This is a genomic window from Salinibacterium xinjiangense, assembly GCF_014645015.1.
In the GTDB taxonomy this organism is placed as follows: Bacteria; Actinomycetota; Actinomycetes; order Actinomycetales; family Microbacteriaceae; genus Rhodoglobus; species Rhodoglobus xinjiangensis.
This window is the reverse complement of record NZ_BMLC01000001.1, coordinates 515,323-537,332: the sequence shown is the minus strand read 5'-3', so window position 1 is coordinate 537,332 and position 22,010 is coordinate 515,323. Positions and strand designations below refer to the sequence as shown.

The window sequence follows — 22,010 nt, the reverse complement described above, 5'->3', positions numbered from 1 at the left end:
CACTGAACAGGAAGACACAATGGCAGAACTCACGATCAGCCCGGACGAGATCCGTGACGCACTCAAGGATTTCGTCAAGGCGTACGAGCCCGGCAAAGCATCCAAGGCCGAGATCGGTCACGTCATTGATGCTGCTGACGGCATCGCTCACGTCGAGGGGCTGCCTGGCGTGATGGCCAACGAGCTCATCACCTTCGCCGACGGCACTCTGGGCCTGGCCCAGAACCTCGACGAAGACGAGATTGGTGTTGTCGTGCTCGGTGAGTTCACCGGAATCGTCGAGGGCATGGAGGTCAGCCGCACCGGAGAGGTGCTGTCCGTCCCCGTCGGGGACGCATTCCTCGGCCGTGTAGTCGACCCGCTCGGTGCGCCTATCGATGGTCTCGGGGAGATCGCTTCAGACACGCGTCGCGCGCTCGAGCTCCAGGCTCCCGGCGTCATGCAGCGCAAGAGCGTTCACGAGCCCATGCAGACCGGCATCAAGGCCATCGACGCCATGATTCCGATCGGCCGCGGCCAGCGCCAGCTCATCATCGGTGACCGCCAGACCGGCAAGACTGCTATCGCGATCGACACGATCATCAACCAGAAGGCGAACTGGGAGTCCGGCGACACGAACAAGCAGGTTCGCTGCATCTACGTCGCTATCGGCCAGAAGGGTTCGACGATCGCTGCGGTCAAGGGCGCCCTCGAAGACGCCGGAGCGATGGAGTACACGACCATCGTCGCGGCTCCCGCCTCAGACCCCGCCGGTTTCAAGTACCTCGCCCCGTACACTGGCTCGGCCATCGGTCAGCAGTGGATGTACGACGGCAAGCACGTTCTGATCATCTTCGATGACCTGTCGAAGCAGGCAGAGGCGTACCGCGCCGTATCGCTGCTGCTGCGTCGTCCGCCGGGACGCGAGGCATACCCCGGTGACGTGTTCTACCTGCACTCCCGACTGCTCGAGCGTTGTGCCAAGCTTTCAGATGAGTTGGGCGCCGGTTCGATGACCGGTCTTCCGATCATCGAGACCAAGGCGAACGACGTCTCGGCCTACATTCCGACCAACGTGATCTCGATCACCGATGGCCAGATCTTCCTCCAGTCCGATCTCTTCAACGCCAACCAGCGCCCCGCGGTTGATGTGGGAATATCGGTGTCGCGAGTGGGTGGAGACGCCCAGGTCAAGTCGATCAAGAAGGTCTCTGGAACACTCAAGCTCGAGCTCGCCCAGTACCGCTCGCTCGAAGCCTTCGCGATGTTCGCATCGGACCTGGATGCCACCAGCCGCCGCCAGCTTGCTCGCGGTGCTCGGTTGACCGAACTATTGCGCCAGCCGCAGTACTCGCCGATGCCCGTCGAGAAGCAGGTCGTCTCGATCTGGGCCGGCACGAACGGCAAGCTCGACGAGGTGCCGGTCGAAGATGTGCTGCGCTTCGAAAGTGAACTTCACGACTATCTTGCGCGCAACACCAAGGTGCTCGACTCACTTCGCGAGACGAACGTGCTCTCCGACGAGACCGTGGGGGCGCTCGACGCAGCTGTCGATAAGTTCAAGCTCGAATTCCAGACTGGCGATGGCAAGTCGCTCTCCAGCCCGGGTTCCGAGCAGTTCGCCGAGACGCCTGATGAAGACATCAACCAGGAAAAAATCGTCAAGGGCAAGCGCTAACTTCAGGCGATAGCCACCCAGCCACTCTTTACACACGAAACCAGGGACACACCACATGGGAGCGCAACTTCGGGTCTACCGGCAGAAGATCAAGTCTGCCCAGACGACCAAGAAGATCACTCGGGCCATGGAGCTCATCTCCGCTTCGCGCATTCAAAAGGCGCAACAGCGGGTCGCAGCATCCGGGCCGTACTCACGCGCTGTGACGCGCGCCGTGTCAGCGGTCGCCACCTTCTCGAACGTCGACCACATCCTCACGACCGAAGCCGAGAACCCCACTCGCGCAGCTGTCGTGTTGTTCACGTCGGACCGAGGGTTGGCCGGCGCGTTCAGCTCGCAGATCATCCGCGAGATGGGCGAACTTCGCACCCGCCTCGAGGGTGAAGGCAAAGTGGTCGTGTATTACCTGGTCGGCCGCAAGGCTGTCGCTAACTTCGCATTCCGCAAACGTGAATCCGAAGCCCAGTGGATCGGTGGCACCGACCAGCCCGTGTTCGAGACAGCGCAGCAAATCGGCGAGGCTCTTGTCGCGAAGTTCGTGCAGCCGACTGCGGAGGGAGGAGTGGACGAGATCCACATCCTCTTCAACCGCTTCGTCAGCATGGTCACGCAGGTCCCCGAGGTCGTACGCCTGTTGCCACTCGAGGTCGTCGAAGGCGTCGAGAGTGCAGACAACACCGAGCTGTTGCCGCTGTACGAGTTCGAGCCTGAGGTCGATAAAGTGCTCGATGCCCTGCTCCCGGTCTACATCGAGAGTCGCATCTTCAACGCGATGCTGCAGTCGGCGGCGTCGGAGCATGCGGCACGCCAGAAGGCCATGAAGTCGGCCAGCGACAACGCAGACAAGCTCATCAAAGACTTCACCCGGCTGGCGAACAACGCTCGCCAGTCTGAGATCACACAGCAGATTTCCGAGATCGTGGGCGGCGCAGACGCCCTGAGCTCGGCCAAGTAGTGAGAGAAAAGAGAAGCCATGACAATTACAGCTCCTGACACCACGTCAGACGCTCCGAAGCCGGCCGGCGTCGGTCGCATCGCCCGGGTCACCGGGCCGGTCGTCGACATCGAGTTTCCGCATGACTCGATCCCGGGCATCTACAACGCCCTGAAGACCACGATCACGATCGGCGATAGCTCAAACGTCATCACGCTCGAGGTCGCACAGCACCTCGGTGACGACCTCGTTCGCGCCATCGCCCTAAACCCGACCGATGGACTCGTCCGCGGCCAGGAGGTGCGCGACACCGGCGAGCCGATCACGGTTCCCGTCGGAGACGTCACCAAGGGCAAGGTCTTCAACGTCATCGGTGAGGTTCTCAACGCTGACCCTGACGGCACGATCGGTGGCGAGAAGTTCGAGATCACCGAGCGCTGGCCGATCCACCGCAAGCCACCGCCCTTCGACCAGCTCGAGTCGAAGACCGAACTCTTCGAGACCGGCATCAAGGTCATCGACCTCCTGACGCCGTATGTGCTCGGTGGAAAGATCGGACTCTTCGGTGGTGCAGGCGTCGGCAAGACGGTCCTGATCCAGGAGATGATCCAGCGTGTCGCCCAGGATCACGGTGGAGTGTCGGTGTTCGCCGGGGTCGGTGAGCGTACCCGTGAGGGCAACGACCTCATCGCCGAGATGGATGAGGCCGGCGTTTTCGACAAGACCGCCCTTGTCTTCGGCCAGATGGATGAGCCGCCGGGAACGCGACTTCGCGTGGCGTTGTCTGCGCTGACCATGGCGGAATACTTCCGCGATGTGCAGAACCAGGACGTGCTGCTCTTCATCGACAACATCTTCCGCTTCACCCAGGCGGGTTCGGAGGTGTCGACCCTTCTCGGTCGTATGCCGTCCGCCGTGGGTTACCAGCCGAACCTCGCCGACGAGATGGGTGTGCTCCAGGAGCGCATCACCTCGACGCGTGGTCGCTCGATAACGTCACTGCAGGCCATCTATGTGCCCGCGGATGACTACACCGACCCGGCTCCGGCGACCACCTTCGCCCACCTCGATGCAACGACCGAACTCAGCCGCGAGATCGCCTCGAAGGGCCTCTACCCGGCCGTCGATCCGCTGACCTCGACCAGCCGCATCCTCGACCCCCGTTACCTGGGTGCCGACCATTACCGAGTCGCTACGAGCGTCAAGGCCATCCTCCAGAAGAACAAAGAACTCCAGGAGATCATCGCGATCCTCGGTGTCGACGAGCTCTCCGAGGAAGACCGCATCACCGTATCGCGCGCACGCCGCATTCAGCAGTTCCTGTCACAGAACACCTACATGGCGAAGAAATTCACCGGCGTCGAGGGTTCGACGGTTCCGCTGAAAGACACCATCGAGTCGTTCGATGCGATCGTCAAGGGCGAGTTCGATCACGTTGCAGAGCAGGCGTTCTTCAACGTGGGTTCGATCAATGACGTCGAAGAGCAGTGGGCGAAGATCCAGAAAGAGAACGGCTGATAATGGCCGAACTCAAGGTCAGCGTCGTCGCTGCCGACCACGAGGTGTGGTCGGGCAAGGCGAAGCAGATCATTGCGCGCACCACGGAGGGAGAGATCGGTATCCTGCCGGGGCACGAGCCCGTGCTGGCGATCCTCGCTCAGGGTGAGGTGCGTGTGACCACTATCGAGGGCAACGTCATCACCGCCCAGGCGGACGACGGGTTTCTCTCGGTCGAGAACAACACCGTGACGGTTGTCGCGCGAAACGCAGGACTGGTCTAATCACCATGTTCCGGCCTTCATCATGCTGATCGTGATGGCTGGGCTTCCCGGTTCCGGGAAGTCCACCATCGGGCAGGTTCTGGGCTCCCGCCTGGGGCTCCCGGTGATCTCCGTCGATCCGATCGAGTCTGCGATCCTGAAGGCCGGGATCGACGCTGACCAACCCACCGGTCTCGCCGCCTACCTCGTGGCCGAGATGCATGCCGAAACCACGCTTGCGGCTGGGCGGAGTGTGATCGTCGATGCGGTCAATGCCGTGAATCCTGCCCGAGAGCAATGGATCAACCTGGCTCAGCGGCGCAGTAAGCCGTTGAAGTTCATCGAGGTGATGTGCTCAGATCCCGAGATCCACCGCGAGCGCATCGAAAAGCGCGAACGGCAGCTGCCACATCTGCAGCTCACCTGGCATGCCGTGGAGCAGAGCCTCGAAGATTACGCGGAATGGTCGGGTGCCAGCGCGGCTGTCGGGCGCATCACCCTCGACTCGGTCGAACCTCTCGGTGTCAACATCGACCGCGCCATGGCGTTCCTCGAGTCATAGGTGCTCGTTCTTCTTCCGCCGTCTGAAACCAAGCGTGACGGTGGAGTGCGTGGCGCATCGCTCGACCTCGCCGGGCTCAGTTTCACGAGTCTCAGCGTGCAACGCAGGCAGGTGGTTGCCGATGTGCGTCGCCTGTCTCGTTCGGTAAGCGGGTCCATGGCGGCTCTGGCGCTCGGTCCTACCCAGCGATTCGAGATTGATCGCAATAGGACGGTGTCGACCTCTCCCGTCATGCCGGCCCTCGACCGCTATACCGGGGTACTGTACGACGCACTCGACGTCGAAAGCCTCGATGGTGTCGCGCGCGAGTTTGCGGGGGAGCACCTGGTGGTCCATTCCGCTCTGTTCGGCCTTGTGCGGGGCAGCGACCCCATCCCTGCGTACAGGTTGTCGCATGACTCGAGGTTGCCCGAGTTGTCATTGCGCAGGCACTGGCGGGAGGCGGTGACGGCGGCCCTCGTCGCGACGGATTGCCTCGTGATCGATCTCCGTTCGAATTCATACATCGCGCTGGGCCCCGCACCATCGTCGGCAGTGGCTGTTCGCGTTGTGTCTGAGGATGCCCGTGGTCGTCGCATAGCGCTGAGCCACTTCAACAAGGCGGGGAAGGGCCGGTTCGCTCGTGCCCTCGTCGAGGCGGGGATTGCCCATGCTGGCGTCGACTCGCTGCTGGAGTGGGCGGCCGGGCGTGACATCCGGCTGGACCGCACCGAAGCTGGCGTGGATCTCGTCATCTGACTGCCCGATGTCGGGATGGCGTTCGAAGAACTCAGTGCGCCCGCCAGCACGCCTCAACATGGTCGTCGACCATGCCGGATGACTGCATGAGTGCGTACATCGTGGTGGGGCCGACAAACTTGAAACCGAGTCGCCGCAGTTCAGTGCTCATGGCCGTGGATTCGGGCGTGATCGCGGGAATGTCGGTCATCGATGTAAATCGCGCCGCGCGAGCCGCGGGCGCGAAGCTCCACATCAGTTCGTCGAGAGAGCCGCGAGCCTCGGTAATGAGGTCGAGCGCAAGTCGAGCGTTGCTGATGGTCGCGAGCACTTTCGCCCTGTTCCGGATGATGCGCTCGTCGGCCATGAGCCGCTCGATGTCACCAGCCTCGTAGTTGGCCACGCGTTGTGGATCGAACCCATCGAACGCGTCGCGTAACCCCGGTCGCCGGCGCAGGATCGTGATCCACGACAACCCTGCCTGGAAGGCTTCAAGGCTGAGCTTTTCGAAAAGAGGAAGGTCGCCGTGAAGCGGCCTGCCCCATTCCTCGTCGTGGTAGCGCTGGTATTCGAGGTCGGTACCTACCCAACGACAGCGTGCTGTGCCATCGTCGCTCACGAGCACGCCAGCGTCTGATCCGACGACCGCTGCGCCGCCCGAGTCGGTCACGAGCGGTGCTCTATGCCTTCATGATCGAGCAGCCACGCCTTGGTGGCGATGCCTTCTCCCGCACTGAAGCCAGTGATGCGACCGTTGGCGGCGAGCACCCTGTGGCACGGCACGATGATGGGGACCGGATTCGCACCAACCGCTCCACCGACCGCCCTGCCTGCGGTTGCCCGCCCGGTGACCCCGCCAAGGAATCCGTATGAGACTACGGACCCGTACGGCAGCAACGACAGCTCGGCCCATACCTGCTTCTGGAAATCGGTGCCGACCACAGCAACCGGCACATCGAATTCGGTGCGCTTGCCCTCGAAGTACTCACCGAGTTGCGTCACGGCGACCTCGAGAACGGGTGCGGTGTTCTCAGGAAGATCGCCCCACGGCAGCGACCCGGCGCATTCGATGCTGAGCGACGTCACGCAAAGCCCGTCGCTCAATAGTTCGATGCGACCGAGGGGGGAGTCGGTGCGTCGGAGGAATGCTGGAACGGCGACGAGTGTCGACGAGCGGGAGGTGCGGCCCTGTGCGGTGGTCATGACACGACTGTAGCCGGGGCGCCGGACACGGCTCTGGCGCAATTCGGACATCGGGGTGAAACGCGACGGCATCGGCGCGGTGGAAGATAGGAGCATGGTTGATATCGAATTCCGCCCGCTGGGTCTCGGCGGCCCCCAGGTCTCCACGATCGGCCTCGGTTGCAATAATTTCGGCAGGATCGGCACTGCCACCGAAGACCAGAAGGGGACGAATGCCCTCATCTCGGAAGCGATCACTCTCGGCGTCACCCTGTTCGATACGGCCGACATGTACGGTGGAGCGCCCGGGGTGAGCGAATCGCTCATGGGCGTGGCGCTCCACGGCCATCGTGACAGCGTGTTCCTCGGCACGAAATTCGGACACGACGGCGTCGACATGGGGATCGCGCCCGGTGCACCGAAAGGCTCGCGTGCCTACATCCGCGAGGCCCTGGAGGGCTCCCTGCGCCGTTTGCAGACCGATCGCGTCGATTTGTACCAGATGCACACCCCAGACCCACAGACCCCCATCGAGGAGACGATCGCCGCCCTCGATGAACTCGTCGACGAGGGCAGGGTCATCCATTACGGTCATTCGAACTTCTCCGCGGACCAGATCGACGCGGCGGCCGCGGCTGGCAGGTTCGTGTCATCCCAGAACGAATACAGCCTTCTGGCGAGGAATATCGAAGCGGACGTGCTGCCGGCGATCAATCGGAATCATCTCGGCCTGCTGCCGTACTTCCCCCTTCAGAATGGGCTACTCACCGGAAAGTTCACCCGCACCGAGCATCCTGTCGACTCCCGGATCATGCGCCAGCGACCGCACATAGCCGAGAATGCGCCGTGGGATGTGCTCGAGGCCTATGAGGCATTCTGCGATGCGCGGGGAATCACGATGCTGGAGGCGACCTTCGGATGGCTGCTCGCCCAACCCGGACTCTCCAGCGTGATCGCTGGCACGACAAAGCCTGAGCAACTGAGGCAGAACGCTGCGGCGTCGACTGCATGGAAGCCGTCATCAGAGGAGATCGCGCGGGTCTCCGCCATCTTCGACTGACCGGCTGTCAGGAGTCACCCTCGGTACGTGGTCGGATGTTGATGCTCTGGTTGAGCTCGGTCACTTCGGCGTTGAGGTCATCGAGTTGTGCGACCAACCCGTCATATTGTGTGACCCTCTCGGCGATGGACGTGTAGAGCGTGTCGAGGTCGGCCTGCCGGATGACCAGTTCTTCACGCCTGTCGTCAAACTCTCGTTGGGTGAAATATCCGCCTTCATCGGCTTGCAGGTTGAACGAGGTGATGTCGGCGTTGAGCGAGTCGTAGCCCGAATTGTAGGAGATGTAGTCAGCATCGATGCTCGACTTGAGCGTGGTGGTCTGGTCGACGATGTTGCTGATGGCCACCTGACGCTCAGTGAATACTGCGTCGGAGGTGAGATGGAGTTGCACGAGTGCCTGCCGCTCGCCAAAAAATGTCGCATAGTGCGACTCGAGTTCCGGGCTGATGTCGGCGAACTCCGTACCGACGATGGAGTGGAGTTCGTTGAGCCGTTCTCCGGGCTCCGCCTTGGCGTAGTACTCCATCGTCTTGACGAATGCAGGGTCACCGGCGCGAGCTGAAGCTTCGGCCTCCAGCAGGGGGCTGATGGCCGCGTGGTCGGTGTCTGACATCCGATCCCATGCCGCGTGGAGCATCTCATGGGCGGCAACAACCTCCTCGAGGCCGTCCAGCCTGTCGTCGGTCACGTTGAACAGGAAGATCTTGCGGTCGCCATGCACGTAGCATCCGAGAATCCCGACATCTTCGATGTCGCTGGCGCAGTGGGTGTCGAAGGACTCGGTCGACTCGATGGATGGGCGACTCGCGTAGAACAGGAATCGGCCTTCACCTGTCATCGTGGATCGCTCGGCGTATGCGGCGATCGTCGCGGTCGGTTCGTACTGCCACACGACGAACTGGTCGCTCACCCGCTGCTGGTGGGTGAGAACCCAAGCTCCCGCGCCGCCGAGTGCGACGACGAGGATGATACCGAGGGACGCGAGCAGGATGCGTCCAAAACCGGGTCGAGCCCGCACCTTCTGCTCGGGCAGCGGGGCGGGCTCGAAGTCTGTCACGGCAGCGACTCTATCTTGGCGCTGTGACGATCCGGTTACGGCTGCAGTACGACCTGCAGTTCGAAGGTGATCGTCACGTCGTCACCGAGGGTGAAACCACCGGCTTCGAGGGCAGCGTTCCAGCTGACACCGTAGGCGTGGCGGTCGATAACCGTGGATGCGGTGGCTCCAGCCTTGGTCTGGCCATAGCCGTCGGTGACGATGCCACCGAATTCGCCCTTGAGTACCTCTGACTTGGTGACACCGCGCAGCGTGAGGTCACCGGTGATGGCGAACTCGTCGCCGGAAACCTCGACGGACTTTGAGGCGAAGGTCATGGTGGGGAATTCGTCGGCGAGGAAGAAGTCGCTCGTACGGAGGTGTGCGTCGCGATCCTTCTGGTTGGTGTCGACGGAGGCGATCTCGACGGTGGCCTCGATGGTGGAGTCTTCAGGGTTCTCGGCGGTGACGATGGTGGCATCGAAGGTCTTGAACGAGCCTCGCACCTTGCTGATCTTGAGGTGCTTTACCGAGAAAGAGATCTCGGAATGGGTCGGGTCAAGCTTCCAGGTGCCCGCGACGTAGCCGGGGTGGGTTTCAAGTGAAGTAGTCATAAATACATGCAATCGCATAAACCCTGAAAGTATTCCCAAAGAAAGTGATCGGTCCACATTTTTTCAGGAGTTGATCTGGTGGGCCTCAATGTCCCGTCGACGACCTCATCAACTTGGCTGCAATGGATGCACGACCCGTCAACTTCTCTTCGGCATCCGCGATTGTCATGGCCATCAATCCAGCGTTCGCGCCGAGGAAACGCCATGGCTCCGGTTCCCAGGACGGCGAGTGATGATTCACCCACGGAAGCGAGATGAGTGCTGTGTCGGCGCCGGTCATCAGGTCGGCGAGTGTGCGACCCGCCAGGTTTGTGGTGCTCAGGCCGTCACCGACATATCCGCCGGCCGAGGCCAGCCCCCGGGCTGCGTCGTAGCTCGCGGTGGCATGCCAGTCTCGAGACACGCCAAGTGGACCGCCCCAGCGATGGGTGACGGCAACCTGCCCTATCGCGGGGAACATATCACCCAGCGTGCGACGCAGGTGGTCGAACACCGCAGGAACGCGGTCGTACTCTGATCGGATTGAGCTGCCCCAGTGGTATCTCGCGCCGCGCCCACCGAAGGCGAAACGGTTGTCAGCCGTGCGCTGCCCGTAGACGAGAAGGTGCCTGAAGTCGGTGAAGGTCTGCCCGTGGTCGAGGCCGATCTCATCCCAGATGGAATCGGGCAGCGGCTCGGTGGCGATCATCATCGAATAAAGGGGCAGCATGCGGCGCCGGGTGGCGGGCAGTGTCGCTCCATAGCCTTCGGTTGCCACGACCACGTCTTTGCACTGCACGGTCCTGAGCCTCGTTCGCACCGAGCGGGATGCGTAGTCGGTGACCTCGGTGTTTTCGTAGATGACGACACCCCTGGATTCGAGGGCGCGCGCCAGACCCCTCACCAGTTTCGCCGGGTGCAGTCGCGCGCAGGCGGGGTCGAAGCTCGCTCCAAGGGCGCCGGCCGCCTTCACCCGATCCTGTGCCCACAATTCGACCTGGTCGACGCCGAAAACCGCAGCTTCGGCCACCTCGGCTTTGGCAGCAGCGAGCTGCACTCCTGAGCGAGCGAACGAGACAGTGCCACCCTTCAGGTAGTCGATATCGAGCCCGATGGATGCCGCGACCCGCCCGACCTCGTCGACGGTATCGATCATGGCCCGCCGCATCGCGAGGGCCGCCTCGCGGCCGTGGGCCCGTTCGAGGGAAACCGTCGACCGGGGAAACAGTGCGCTGCACCATCCGCCGTTGCGCCCGGAGGCCCCGAACCCGACGATCTCCTTCTCGAGCACCGCTATCGAGAGGGACGGGTCGCGTTCGAGGAGGTACCAAGCCGTCCAAAGCCCGGTCAGGCCCCCGCCGACGATCGCGACGTCGACATCCAGATCCGCGTCGAGCGCCGTGCGGGGAGTGAGATCATCCGGCACCGTATCGTGCCAGAAGCTCAGCTGCCGGAAGTCTGTCACGAGACGGTCGAGTTCAGAGTCTTGACCATGCCTCGGTCAGGACGGAACGCAGGATGGCCTCGATCTCATCGAATTCCGCGGGCCCGATCGTGAGCGGTGGAGCGAGCTGAATGACGGGGTCACCCCTGTCGTCGGCGCGACAGTACAGCCCCGCGTCGTACAGGGCCCTGGAAAGGAATCCTCGGAGCAGCCGTTCCGACTCATCATCGTCGAAGGTCTCTTTGGTGACCTTGTCTTTGACGAGCTCGATGCCGAAGAAGTATCCGGCTCCGCGCACGTTGCCCACGATCGGCAGGTCGAGCAGCTTCTCGAGCGTCCTGCGGAAGATGGGTGAGTTCTCCCGCACATGCGCGTTGAGGTTCTCCTCCTCGAAGATGTCGAGGTTCTCCATCGCAACCGCCGATGACACCGGATGACCACCGAAGGTATAACCGTGATAGAACGCCGTCGAACCGTGCTTGAACGGCTCGTAGATTCGGTCGGACACGATCGTGGCGCCGATGGGGGAATATCCGCTGGTCATCCCCTTCGCGCAGGTGATCATGTCCGGGACGTATCCGTACTCGTCGCAGGCGAACATGTGTCCGATGCGCCCGAACGCGCAGATGACCTCGTCGCTGACCAGCAGCACGTCGTACTTGTCACAGATCTCGCGAACACGCTGGAAATAGCCGGGCGGCGGAGGGAAGCATCCGCCCGAATTCTGGACGGGTTCGAGGAACACCGCTGCCACTGTCTCGGGGCCTTCGAACAGGATCATCTCTTCGATACGGTTCGCTGCCCACACACCGAATTCGGCCTCGACATCGGTAGCGCCGGCTGACGCGACGAAGCCCATCTCCTCAGCGCGGTAGAAGTTCGTATTCGGTACACGGAAACCCCCGGGTACGACCGGTTCGAACATCTCTTTCATGGCGGGGATGCCGGTGATCGCGAGGGCGCCCTGCGACGTGCCGTGGTAGGCAACGGCTCGCGAGATGACCTTGTGCTTGGTGGGGCGGCCCTGCAGCTTCCAGTAATACTTGGCGAGCTTGAACGCGGTCTCGACCGCCTCACCACCACCGGTGGAGAAGAAGACACGATTCAGGTCGCCCGGCGCGTAGTGGGCGAGCCGGTCGGCCAGCTCGATGGCGCTCGGGTGTGCGTATGACCAGAGCGGGAAGAAGGCCAGCTCCTCGGCCTGCCGTGCGGCGACCTGTGCCAGCCTCTTACGACCGTGGCCGGCATTGACGACGAACAGGCCGCTGAGCCCGTCGATGTACTTCCGGCCGTTCGAGTCCCAGATATGGTGACCCTCACCCTTGGTGATGATCGGAACGCCGTGGCCGTCCTCCATGAGCGACTGGCGCGTGAAATGCATCCAGAGGTGATCTTTCGCCTTCTGCTGCAGCTCGGCATCGTTCCAGGATCGTGACCATTCTGTGGCCCGAATCGGTTCCGTGATAGTCATCGGCTTTACCTTGTTCCCCAGTTGTAGAACTGTTTTTGTAGTTTCAGGTACACGAAAGTCTCGGTGGAGGCCACGCCATCGATGGAGCGGATCTGCTTGTTGAGGAGGCTGATCAGGTCGTCATCGTTCTCGCAGACGACCTCGGCGAGGATGTCGAAGCTTCCCGCCGTCAGCACCACATAGTCGACGGCGGTGAGGGCGCTCAGCTTTTCGGCGACCACGGTCGTGTCGCCGGTGACCCTGACGCCGATCATGGCCTGCCTGTAGAAGCCGAGTTGCATGGGATCGGTGACGGCGACTACCTGCATCACTCCCGAATCCGTGAGCTTCTGGACCCGCTGGCGCACGGCAGCTTCGCTGAGCCCGACGGCTTTGCCGATTTCGGCATACGAGCGCCTCCCGTCTGCCTGCAACTGTTCGATGATCCCTTTTGACACCTCGTCGAGTTGGACCGGACGCGATCCCGGATGGCGCGGCGATGATGTCATGAGACGATTCTGTCAGTGGGGTGGCCCATAAACAAGCGATTCCGAATCACTTTCGGGTATTTTTCAACGAAATCGGTAGCTGGATGGAGGCTACGGCCAGGAACGCAGCGGCGGGCGCCGTCACCAATCAGCCCATAAAGTTAGGCGCATGGGCGAGGAATTCGACGACACACGACCAGCGCCGTCGCGGCCGGATTCTGGTGTGACCGCGCCATCCCCTGAGGCTACCGACGAGCTGATGGCTGACACGGTGATGACCTCACGACGGCCCGTCGTCGACCTCGTCGAACCCCAGCGCGAGCGGGTGTCACGAGGCGCTTTAGACGCCGTGCTCGGCCTGTCCTCGAACAGTGCAGGCCCGCCACAGGGGATCTACAGCTTCCGGGTGGGCGAGTTTGCGGAACCCGTGATGCTCGACAAGCCGGCCAGGGTGGGCCGTGATCCCCAGACTTCTCGAATCTCCACTGGAGCGCTGCCTCGGCTCGTGCGAGTCTCTTCACCGGGCCACGAGGTATCCGGAACCCATGTCGAAGTGCGCCAGGTGGGGTCATCCGTCATCGTTACCGATCTCCGTTCGACCAACGGGTCCGTGGTGATGCAGCCCGGAAGCATCCCCCGAAAACTGCGCCAGGGTGAGTCGGTGGTCGTCTCACCGGGCGCGCTGGTGGATATTGGGGACGAGAACATTCTCCAGATTCTTCCGATGCAGCGCCTCGGCTAATCGATTCAGAAAGGCAGCCGTGACCGAAATCGGCTCGAACAACGCTGGGATGGCTGTGTCCATACCCGATCGGCCGGAGGCTGTCGTGCGACTTGCGTGGGCCTCTGCAACCGATGTCGGACACCGTAGGCAGGTGAACGAAGACAGTTATGTCGCCGGCGTACCGCTTTTCGCGGTCGCCGACGGGATGGGCGGACACTCCGCCGGAGATCTCGCGAGTCAAGCGGTCGTTACACGCCTCGCCGAGATCGACGGTGGCGAGTTCGTCGACCCCGAGCTCGTCGAGCAGGCACTCATGCTGGCAACGGAAGACATCACGGTGATCGCAACCGACAGTGAGCTGGGGGCGGGCACCACTGTCACCGGGGCGGTCCTGACACTCCAGGATGATGACCCGTACTTCGCGGTTTTCAACATCGGAGACAGTCGCGTCTACAAGTTTGAATCGAACGACCTGACACAGGTCACCACCGATCATTCCGTGGTGCAGGAACTGGTCGAATCCGGCGCCCTCTCGCGGGAGGAGGCGGAGAACCACCCTGACAGCAACATCATCACGCGTGCTGTCGGATTCACTTCGCGACCGTTTCCCGATTTCTGGATGCTGCCCCTGCGCACGGGCCTGAGGCTGTTGATCTGTTCTGACGGCCTGACAAAAGAGGTCAGCGATGACCGGTTGCGGATGCATCTGGCTGCGGGGATGAGCCCTCGCGAGACGGCGGGGGCCCTGGTCGACGCGGCCCTTGCGGCTGGCGGCCGGGACAACGTCACGGCTGTGGTCGTCGACGTTCTCGAAGCTCCGGACCTGGTCGATTTGGACGACACCGCACCTCGACTGCGCCGTCGGTAGCGCGTTCGGGCGCCACTCCGAATGGGGGGCGCTTCAACGCCCCCCCGTTCGGGGGCGATAGCGGTCTATGGCCGTATTGACCTGCCTACAATTGGGAATCCAACCCGAATCCAGGAGGTGACCGTGGCGCGCCGACTGCCGTCTTCGCCTCCGATCCTGCCCGGATTCTCACACATCCACGTGTTGGGTTCAGGTGGTTTTGCCGACGTATTCCTCTACGAACAGAACATGCCGCGACGCCAGGTCGCGGTCAAAGTGATGCTCAGCGAGGTGGTCAACGACCAGATCAGGCAGATGTTCCAGGCCGAAGCCAACCTGATGGCGCAGTTGAGCTCGCATCCCTCGATTCTCACGGTCTACCAGGCGGGCGTGTCATCCGACGGCAGGCCGTATCTCGTCATGGAGCTCTGTTCGTCGTCACTGAGTCAGCGCTACCGCACAGAGCGACTGCCCGTGGCCGAGGTGCTGAAGATCGCCGTCAAGATCGGCAGCGCCCTCGACACGGCGCATCGTGCCGGTGTGCTACATCGCGACGTGAAGCCGTCGAACATCCTCACCACGGCGTACGGCAATCCGGTTCTCTCAGACTTCGGCATCGCTGCGACGATCGGGGAGGCGGGAAACTTCGACGCCGTGGGGATGTCGATTCCGTGGTCGGCTCCCGAAGTCCTGATGGACGAGACGGCTGGCAATATTCCCTCGGAAGTCTGGGCATACGCTGCCACCATCTACTCGCTCCTGGCGGGGAGGTCACCGTTCGAAGTGCCGGGGGAGTCGAACAAATCGACCGATCTCATCTCCCGGATCAACCGTGCGAAGCCCCGATCGATCGGGCGCAATGACGTGCCAGTGGCTCTCGAACGAGCGCTCATCCGCGGCATGTCCCGCAAGCCCGAAGCTCGACAGGGTTCGGTGATCGAGCTCGTCCATGAGTTGCAGGCCATCGAGTCCGAACTGGGACTGCCACAGACCGCGATCGAGACCATCATCGACGATTGGGCGCTCGCTACCGTCTCGGATCTCGAGGATCGCACGCGGGTCCGGGGGGGCGTCACGCCCACTGTCTCTGTCGGGGAACGTCGCCGTCGCCGTCGGGGAGCAGTCGCCAGCGCGCCGTACACGGGCATCGATACCTTCGGTCGCGGTTCGTCTTCGGTTGCGAAGAGCACCGGCGCTTCCGGTTCCGGGGAGACCGGGAACAGGAGAGGCTGGATCGGCGCCGGCGTTGCGGGGGCTGCCCTGATCGTGGCGCTCATCGTCACCCTTATCGTGGTCTTTACGACGACCGGACAGAATGATGTGCCGGTGGTCGCCAACATCCAGGCGAATGTGGCCGACGGTACGGTCACTTTCAGCTGGCAGGACCCGGGGATCAACGACACCGACTCCTTCCGCATCGTGACGGACGATGGGCAGTCGAGCATCCAGCGCAGCCCCGAATTCACGTATGACGCTGAGCCGGGGCAGCGGGTCTGCATCACGGTCACCGTGAATCGCAAGGGCAAAGACGGCCCGGCGAGTGGTGAAAAATGCGCAGACACCGCGGGATGATGAGTCCGTCATGCTGAGAAAATGGCTTGCCACCCACGCATCCACCGCTATCAGTGTGACCAGTGGCGTCGCGATCGCTGCGCTCGTGGCGACGATCGCGATCGTCTCGACAGGCTATTCGGCGCAACGGCTCGATCTCGGTGACGGTTCGGTATGGGTTGCGAACAGCCAGCAGCAGGCCATCGGCCGGGCCAATCCCGAGGTGCTCGAACTGAACACCGTCGTGGCCACCACCGGGAATGATGTCGACGTACTGCAGCGCGGCACCACGGTGCTGCTGTTCGACCGCTCCGAGATCAAGATCGACATCGTCGACCCCGCGACCTCCCTGGTCACCGACAGCGTCCCCCTGCCCCCGGATCAGCCCGAGGTGTATCTCGCTGGCGACAACGTGATCGTCTTCGCCGAGGGAACCGGCGAGTTGTGGATCGTCTCCACCGAGAGTTTCAGGAACTTCGACGCTGAGTCGGAATCCACCCTCAGCCTGGGCAAGGGGGCTGCGGTCAGCGTCGATCCCGACGGACTGCTGTTCGCTTACTCGCCGGTAACGTCTCTGGTCTACTCGGTGGATGCTGCCAAGTCAGGTGCGGTGCAGTCAAGCCAGCGGGTCCGACTGGCCGCAGCCGATGCCTCGGTGGTCCTGACGTCTGTCGCCGGTCGTTGGGCCATTCTCGACCTCGACGCGAACATGCTGTACCTGGATGGCAGGACGGTGGATCTCACGGCTCTCGTCGGAGATTCCAGTTCGGTGACCGTGCAGTGGGCCAGCTCGGCCGGTGACAGGGTGCTTGTCGGATACTCGGGCGGGCTCATCAGTGTCCCGCTCAGTGGCGCGACCGCGATGAACCTTACCGACGGCCAGTCGGGTATCGCCGCGAGACCGCTCGTGCTCGACGGCTGCGAGTTCGCATCATGGACCAACGGCACGAGCTGGCGACGGTGCCTCGACGCCGGCGGCGACGGCACGACGGTCGCTCTCGACGCTGTGACAGCGAACGCCCAACTCGCATTCGTCACCAACGGAGACAGCGCAGTGCTCAATGATCGGCGAACTGGGCGTACGTGGGCCGTGCAGCGCGCGGGCCAGCTGATCAACAACTGGGACGACCTCATCGCCACCGACGACCAGCAACCCCAGGAGCAGCAAAACGACGACTCCCTTCAGCCGGAGGTCGAGGTGATCCAGGAACCGCCGGTAGCAATCGACGATTCCTTCGGCGCGCGGCCGGGCAGGGCGACCGTGCTGCCGGTCCTGCTCAACGATTACGATCCGAACGGTGATGTGCTCGTCGTCGGTGACGTTGCGCCCATCGACGAATCGATCGGCCGGATAGACCTGATCAACGAACGCCAGCAGATTCAGCTGACCCTCAACGCCGGGGCAACCGGGCAGATCTCATTCCCGTACTCGATCACGGATGGGAGAGGCGGCACGGCCTCGGCAACCGTGGTGGTGACGATGCGCACTCCCGGGGAGAATTCTGCGCCTGCCCAGGTGCGGTCGACGAAGACGGTCGTCGTCGAGGGTGGCCGAGTGACGACCCAGGTGCTTGCCGACTGGATCGATCCTGATGGTGACGCGTTCTACCTCACCAACGCCAGCGTTGCGCCTCCAGCGGCTGTGACCTATAAGCCCAACGGCACAGTGACATACTCTGACGCTGGCTCGGGCGGTGACCTTGCAATCGTCGCCCTGCTCGTCTCCGACGGTTCTGCGGAAGGCAGCGGCACACTGTCCGTGTCGATCAGGGCGTCGGGCAAGGTCGACATCATCCCCGATCCGTTTGTCGTATTGGTATCGGCAGGTGAGGAGAGGACGATCTCCCCGCTCGATCACGTGCGCGGCGGTTCAGGCATCCTGAGGCTCAGCAGTGTGCCGGCGAAACCAGATGTCACCATCACCCCCAGCTATGAGACCGGAACCTTCCGCTTTACCAGCAGCCAGGTGCGCAGCCACTACCTGGAGTACGTCGTCACCGACGGCAATCTGACCGTGACGGGACTCGTGCGGGTCGACGTCGTATCGCCGCCGGAGGCAAACACCCGACCCATCACCGTGCCGAAGACCGTGTTTGTGAGAACCCTGCAGAGCGAACGGATCGATGTTGCCTCTACCGACGTGGATCCCGCGGGTGGCGTGCTGCTGGTGACCGGCCTGATGAACCTGCCGGGCAATTCGGGTGTGCGTGCGGAGATCCTCGACCAGCGAGTGGTCAGGGTGAGCCTCGATCGACCTCTCGACAATGGTCCGGTGTCATTCAATTACCGGATCAGTAACGGCCTGGCCGAGGCTGAGGGCGTCATCACCGTGATCCAGATCCCAGCGCTGACCCGCATCCAGCCTCCGATCGCCAACGATGACAATGTCACGGTGCGAGTCGGTGATGCGATCGACATCCCTGTGCTCTCCAACGATGAGCATCCCGATGGGCTCACACTCACCCTCCAGCCCGTGCTCGACCAGGCTCTTCCCGAAAACTCCGGGCTCCTGTTCGCCTCGGGACGAGTGCTGCGCTACCTCGCCCCGGACAAGACGGGAAACTTCACAGCCGCATATCGGGTGACCGGCCCGGATGGCCAGGCTGCGACGGGCCTGGTGCGGATCTCGGTGCGCGAAGCCGACGCAGCCACGAACAACGCACCGGTTCCCACCACTGTCACGGCGAGGGTGATCGCCGGGGAGAGCGTTCGCGTGCGCATTCCGCTGAGCGGCATCGACCCGGACGGAGATTCGGTGCAGCTGCTCGGCCAGTCCACGAATCCCGACAAGGGATCGGTGTCCGCAGTGGAGGATGACACCTTCGTGTACGACGCAGGCGACTACTCTGCGGGCACGGATTCGTTCACCTACACCGTGATCGACTCCCTGGGGGCGCGAGCCACGGGGATTGTGCGTATCGGCATCAGCCCCAGACTCGAGGGTGCCCGCAACCCGGTCGCCATCGCCGACGAGGTCACAGTGCGACCCGGTTTCACGGTATCGGTCCAGGCGCTTGCCAACGACTCCGACCCGGACGGCAGCCCCCTCGTCATCACCGGCGCGATGCCCAACGACGAGGTCACCACCGCCGTCATCGTGGGCACCGACATCGTCGAGATCACACCTCCCGCGCTTCCTGGCAGCTACGGCGTGATCTACACGATCGAAAACGACAAGGGCGGCACGAGCCAGAACTTCATCAGGGTCATCGTCGATCCTGGTGCCCCGCTCTCGTATCCGATCGCGACCGACAGCATCCTGACCCTGTCGGACGTGCTCAATCGCCCCAGGGTGACTGTCGATGTGCTCGCCAATGTCTTCTTCGCCGATGGCGACTCCCGGTCTCTCGGACTCTCCGTATATCCGGGATACTCCGCCAACGCGAGGGTGACCTCAGACAAGCGCATCGAGGTGACAGTCGCCGAGAAGAGCCAGATCATCCCGTTCAGGCTCACGCACCCCGATGACCGCAATGTCTTCAGCTTCGCGTTTATCAGGGTGCCTGGCCTGAATGACGCCCTGCCGCAGCTCGATCGACGCGCCCCCGCACTGAAGGTCGTCAGTGAGTCCGAACTCACCATCGATATCAACGACTACGTCATCGCCGTCGGCGGCAAGCAGGTGAGGCTGACGGACTCGAGCACCGTACAGGCCACTCACTCGAACGGGCGCAGCCTCGTCTCAGACCAGTACACGCTGCGGTTCACCTCGGCCGACAGGTATTTCGGACCGGCGTCGATCTCGTTCGAGGTGACGGACGGAACATCCGCCAGCGACCCCAACGGCCGAAAGTCCATCCTCGTGCTGCCGATCACTGTGTCCCCAAGGGTGAACCAGCCTCCGGAGTTCGGTGGCGCCGTCATCGAATTCGAGCCTGGTGAGGGACGGGATATCGACCTTCTCAAGCTGACGAATTACCCGTACCCCGACGACATCGATGAATTGGTGTATTCGATCCTCGACCCCCAGCCCGACGGATTCCGTGCGGTGCTCAACGGAACGATACTCACGCTCAGGGCGGCCGAGAATGCGCGGAAGGGAACCGTCTCCACCGTCGCTCTGGGCGTGCGGGATGACGTCACGCAGGGTGGCTCAGGGCGAATCCAGCTCACTATCGTGCCCTCGACCCGACCACTACTGATACCCGCTGCCGACAAAGCCGTCGCTCGCCGTGGTGGCACCACGACGGTGGATGTGCTCGCCAACGATGCCGCCACCAACCCGTTCCCCGGCGCCCCGATCCGGGTCGTCAATATCAGGGGACTGGACGGCGCCGTTTTGCCGGCTGGCATTACCATCAGCCCCAACGAGGACAATTCGAGGCTCTCGGTCAGCGTTGCCCGGACGGCGTTGCCTGGCGACGTCAACCTGCAGTACCAGGTCGCCGACTCCACGAATGATCCAGACCGGTTCGTCTGGGGATCGATCACGGTCTCCGTGCAGGACCGACCCGACCCGGTTGCGAATATCGCGCCAACGGGCTTCGGTGACAGGTCGATCACGATGCGATGGAACGGTGGCGCCTTCAATAATTCGCCGATCACCGCCTACCGCGTGACCGCGTCAGACGGGGGCACCGTCGTGTCGTCGACGGAGTGCACAGGAACCACCTGTTCGATACCCACTGCGGGCAACGGACCGGCGAATGCCGTGACGATTGCGGTAGTGGCCATCAATGCGATCGGAGAGTCCGATTCGACGGTGCTCGCAGATCCAATCTGGTCAGACCTGATCCCCGCAGCTCCGGCATCGTTTAGTTCCATCGCCCTCGATCGGGGCCTGAGTATCTCGTGGAATGCGGTGACTTCTCCGGCCGGTGGCTCGCCTGTGGACCGCTACAGGCTGAATGTGGGCGGATTCTCGGGAGACTTCTCCCCGGCCACGGTGTGTGCCGGCGGCATCTGTACCGTCAACACTTTGGCTGCCGGATGGACTCTCGACAACGGAGTCGCCGTCAGTTACACGGTCAGCCCACGCAATGCCGCGCTCACTGCGCTCTCGGTGTGGAACACGAGCGAGCCGCGCTCCGATGTTCCTGCCGGGCCACCCATCGCCGGAGCATCACCGCTCGCGACGATGACCGGCGACGCAAGCGTGCGATTGGACTGGCCGGGCATATTCAGTGACAACGGTCGCCAGATCTCGGGCTACCGCGCTGCCGCCTACACCGGCGCGGCTCCCACCTGTGCGGCCGACGGTACGGTGACGGCGAACGGCGCCGTCGTGCTCGACGCCGGAACCGGAACCACCGCCCAGTTCTCCGGGCTGCAGGCCAATGCGAGTTACTCGCTGCTCGTGTTCGCCAGGAACGGGCAGGGCTGTACAGCGAGCCCCTCGGTGGTCGCCCGCACGGCTCCCGGCATCGTCACGGCCATCGATTCGGGAACAGGCCCCGTGCAGAACGGGGACGTGTTCGACTTCCAGCTGCTCGGAGGGTCTATCGGAGCTGAGCCGCTGACCGTCGATTATTCGATCATCTACCGTCTTATCGGTCCCGGTGTCCCCGCCACCGAGTCGGGACGGGTTCCCCTGGGGTCGTTCCTGAATACCGATGGCCAGCAGTACGGGCAGAACGTGGCCGTGCAGGTTCGGGCCTGCCGCATCTGGGCCTCTGTGCCGCTGTGCCAGTCGTCGTGGTCGGCTTCTTTCGACCTCGGCACGCCCGTGGATCCCCGGGTCACGGGGCAACTGACGTTCCTCCCCGACGACGCTCTGCTGTCGAACTCGGGAACATTCCAGTGGGATGGATTACCGACCGGCTATTCTCTGGTCGAATATGCCTGCGGAGCGCCGCCCAGGGAATACTTTCCGGCGGAAACTGCGACGACCTGTCATGCTGACGCGAGCGTGCGTCAGGATCCGCACCTCACCATTCGGGTCTCGGCCAACGGCACGACGTACACGAAGACCTACCTATGGTCCGACTATGACTGACGCAGGCTCGACCGGCACGGCACAGCCCAGGCCGGGAACCGTGCATCCGAATCCAAGCAGGGGAGTACCA

At 62.9% G+C, this 22,010-nt stretch carries 18 protein-coding genes; 11 read left to right on the top strand and 7 right to left on the bottom strand.

Annotation, left to right across the window (positions count from 1 at the left end; translation table 11 throughout):
• The first annotated feature begins 19 nt into the window (after positions 1-19).
• Genes atpA through IEW81_RS02495 form a run of 6 tightly spaced genes read left to right on the top strand, consistent with a single transcriptional unit; the run spans position 20 to position 5,651 of the window.
• The gene (atpA, locus tag IEW81_RS02520) at positions 20-1,657 is read left to right on the top strand and encodes a F0F1 ATP synthase subunit alpha (protein ID WP_097060648.1); all 1,638 of its coding nucleotides are present in this window, start codon (positions 20-22) and stop codon (positions 1,655-1,657) included.
• A gap of 55 nt (positions 1,658-1,712) precedes the next feature.
• Positions 1,713-2,612: a F0F1 ATP synthase subunit gamma gene (locus IEW81_RS02515; RefSeq protein ID WP_097060649.1), complete on the top strand. Its 900-nt coding sequence runs from the start codon at positions 1,713-1,715 to the stop codon at positions 2,610-2,612.
• 18 nt (positions 2,613-2,630) lie between these two features.
• Complete coding sequence (gene atpD / locus IEW81_RS02510; protein ID WP_097060650.1) at positions 2,631-4,109, top strand: F0F1 ATP synthase subunit beta; 1,479 nt, start codon at positions 2,631-2,633, stop codon at positions 4,107-4,109.
• A gap of 2 nt (positions 4,110-4,111) precedes the next feature.
• Positions 4,112-4,372: a F0F1 ATP synthase subunit epsilon gene (locus tag IEW81_RS02505; RefSeq protein WP_097060651.1), complete on the top strand. Its 261-nt coding sequence runs from the start codon at positions 4,112-4,114 to the stop codon at positions 4,370-4,372.
• Positions 4,344-4,913, top strand: a complete 570-nt coding sequence (locus tag IEW81_RS02500; RefSeq protein WP_229671205.1) for a P-loop nucleotide/nucleoside kinase family protein — start codon at positions 4,344-4,346, stop codon at positions 4,911-4,913. The genes IEW81_RS02505 and IEW81_RS02500 overlap by 29 nt, the downstream gene beginning before the upstream one ends.
• Positions 4,914-5,651, top strand: coding sequence for a YaaA family protein (locus IEW81_RS02495; RefSeq protein ID WP_097060653.1), 738 nt, complete (start codon positions 4,914-4,916; stop codon positions 5,649-5,651).
• A 31-nt stretch (positions 5,652-5,682) separates the two neighbouring features.
• Here the strand turns inward: IEW81_RS02495 and IEW81_RS02490 are convergent, their stop codons facing one another.
• Both IEW81_RS02490 and IEW81_RS02485 read right to left on the bottom strand, forming a co-directional pair.
• Positions 5,683-6,300, bottom strand: a complete 618-nt coding sequence (locus IEW81_RS02490) for a DNA-3-methyladenine glycosylase I (protein WP_282432088.1) — start codon at positions 6,298-6,300, stop codon at positions 5,683-5,685.
• Positions 6,297-6,833, bottom strand: coding sequence for a methylated-DNA--[protein]-cysteine S-methyltransferase (locus IEW81_RS02485; protein WP_097060941.1), 537 nt, complete (start codon positions 6,831-6,833; stop codon positions 6,297-6,299). The genes IEW81_RS02490 and IEW81_RS02485 overlap by 4 nt, the downstream gene beginning before the upstream one ends.
• Before the next feature lie 94 nt (positions 6,834-6,927).
• Here IEW81_RS02485 and IEW81_RS02480 point away from each other — a divergent pair, with 94 nt between their 5' ends.
• Positions 6,928-7,872 carry an aldo/keto reductase gene (locus IEW81_RS02480; RefSeq protein WP_097060654.1) on the top strand — a complete coding sequence of 315 codons (945 nt, stop codon included), beginning with the start codon at positions 6,928-6,930 and terminating at the stop codon, positions 7,870-7,872.
• 7 nt (positions 7,873-7,879) lie between these two features.
• Here IEW81_RS02480 and IEW81_RS02475 read toward each other — a convergent pair whose 3' ends face one another.
• The 5 genes from IEW81_RS02475 to IEW81_RS02455 form a co-directional block, all read right to left on the bottom strand.
• Positions 7,880-8,929, bottom strand: coding sequence for a hypothetical protein (locus tag IEW81_RS02475; protein WP_229671204.1), 1,050 nt, complete (start codon positions 8,927-8,929; stop codon positions 7,880-7,882).
• 35 nt (positions 8,930-8,964) lie between these two features.
• Complete coding sequence (locus tag IEW81_RS02470; RefSeq protein WP_097060655.1) at positions 8,965-9,522, bottom strand: YceI family protein; 558 nt, start codon at positions 9,520-9,522, stop codon at positions 8,965-8,967.
• Between the two features lie 85 nt (positions 9,523-9,607).
• The gene (locus IEW81_RS02465) at positions 9,608-10,966 is read right to left on the bottom strand and encodes an NAD(P)/FAD-dependent oxidoreductase (protein WP_097060656.1); all 1,359 of its coding nucleotides are present in this window, start codon (positions 10,964-10,966) and stop codon (positions 9,608-9,610) included.
• Positions 10,967-10,979: 13 nt separating this feature from the next.
• Positions 10,980-12,416: an aspartate aminotransferase family protein gene (locus IEW81_RS02460; RefSeq protein ID WP_097060657.1), complete on the bottom strand. Its 1,437-nt coding sequence runs from the start codon at positions 12,414-12,416 to the stop codon at positions 10,980-10,982.
• Positions 12,417-12,421: 5 nt separating this feature from the next.
• Positions 12,422-12,904: an Lrp/AsnC family transcriptional regulator gene (locus IEW81_RS02455; protein WP_097060658.1), complete on the bottom strand. Its 483-nt coding sequence runs from the start codon at positions 12,902-12,904 to the stop codon at positions 12,422-12,424.
• Positions 12,905-13,052: 148 nt separating this feature from the next.
• Between IEW81_RS02455 and IEW81_RS02450 the strand changes: the two genes are divergently transcribed.
• From IEW81_RS02450 to IEW81_RS02435, 4 genes are all read left to right on the top strand, one after another.
• Positions 13,053-13,625 (top strand): FHA domain-containing protein, encoded by a 573-nt coding sequence (locus IEW81_RS02450; RefSeq protein WP_097060659.1) that lies wholly within the window; start codon positions 13,053-13,055, stop codon positions 13,623-13,625.
• Between the two features lie 133 nt (positions 13,626-13,758).
• On the top strand, positions 13,759-14,475 hold the full coding sequence (locus IEW81_RS02445) for a PP2C family protein-serine/threonine phosphatase (protein WP_229671203.1): 717 nt from the start codon (positions 13,759-13,761) through the stop codon (positions 14,473-14,475).
• Between the two features lie 123 nt (positions 14,476-14,598).
• Positions 14,599-16,026 carry a serine/threonine-protein kinase gene (locus tag IEW81_RS02440; RefSeq protein WP_218840008.1) on the top strand — a complete coding sequence of 476 codons (1,428 nt, stop codon included), beginning with the start codon at positions 14,599-14,601 and terminating at the stop codon, positions 16,024-16,026.
• A gap of 10 nt (positions 16,027-16,036) precedes the next feature.
• Complete coding sequence (locus tag IEW81_RS02435; RefSeq protein ID WP_097060943.1) at positions 16,037-21,940, top strand: Ig-like domain-containing protein; 5,904 nt, start codon at positions 16,037-16,039, stop codon at positions 21,938-21,940.
• Positions 21,941-22,010: the final 70 nt, after the last annotated feature.

What these genes read in the sequence shown, in the direction of transcription:
- IEW81_RS02450 (WP_097060659.1), top strand. Translation starts at nt 13,053, where the DNA reads ATGGGCGAGGAATTCGACGACACACGACCAGCGCCGTCGCGGCCGGAT.
- IEW81_RS02435 (WP_097060943.1), top strand. Translation starts at nt 16,037, where the DNA reads ATGCTGAGAAAATGGCTTGCCACCCACGCATCCACCGCTATCAGTGTG.
- IEW81_RS02505 (WP_097060651.1), top strand. Translation starts at nt 4,112, where the DNA reads ATGGCCGAACTCAAGGTCAGCGTCGTCGCTGCCGACCACGAGGTGTGG.
- atpA (WP_097060648.1), top strand. Translation starts at nt 20, where the DNA reads ATGGCAGAACTCACGATCAGCCCGGACGAGATCCGTGACGCACTCAAG.
- IEW81_RS02480 (WP_097060654.1), top strand. Translation starts at nt 6,928, where the DNA reads ATGGTTGATATCGAATTCCGCCCGCTGGGTCTCGGCGGCCCCCAGGTC.
- IEW81_RS02455 (WP_097060658.1), bottom strand. Translation starts at nt 12,904, where the DNA reads ATGACATCATCGCCGCGCCATCCGGGATCGCGTCCGGTCCAACTCGAC.
- IEW81_RS02515 (WP_097060649.1), top strand. Translation starts at nt 1,713, where the DNA reads ATGGGAGCGCAACTTCGGGTCTACCGGCAGAAGATCAAGTCTGCCCAG.
- IEW81_RS02485 (WP_097060941.1), bottom strand. Translation starts at nt 6,833, where the DNA reads ATGACCACCGCACAGGGCCGCACCTCCCGCTCGTCGACACTCGTCGCC.
- IEW81_RS02460 (WP_097060657.1), bottom strand. Translation starts at nt 12,416, where the DNA reads ATGACTATCACGGAACCGATTCGGGCCACAGAATGGTCACGATCCTGG.
- atpD (WP_097060650.1), top strand. Translation starts at nt 2,631, where the DNA reads ATGACAATTACAGCTCCTGACACCACGTCAGACGCTCCGAAGCCGGCC.
- IEW81_RS02470 (WP_097060655.1), bottom strand. Translation starts at nt 9,522, where the DNA reads ATGACTACTTCACTTGAAACCCACCCCGGCTACGTCGCGGGCACCTGG.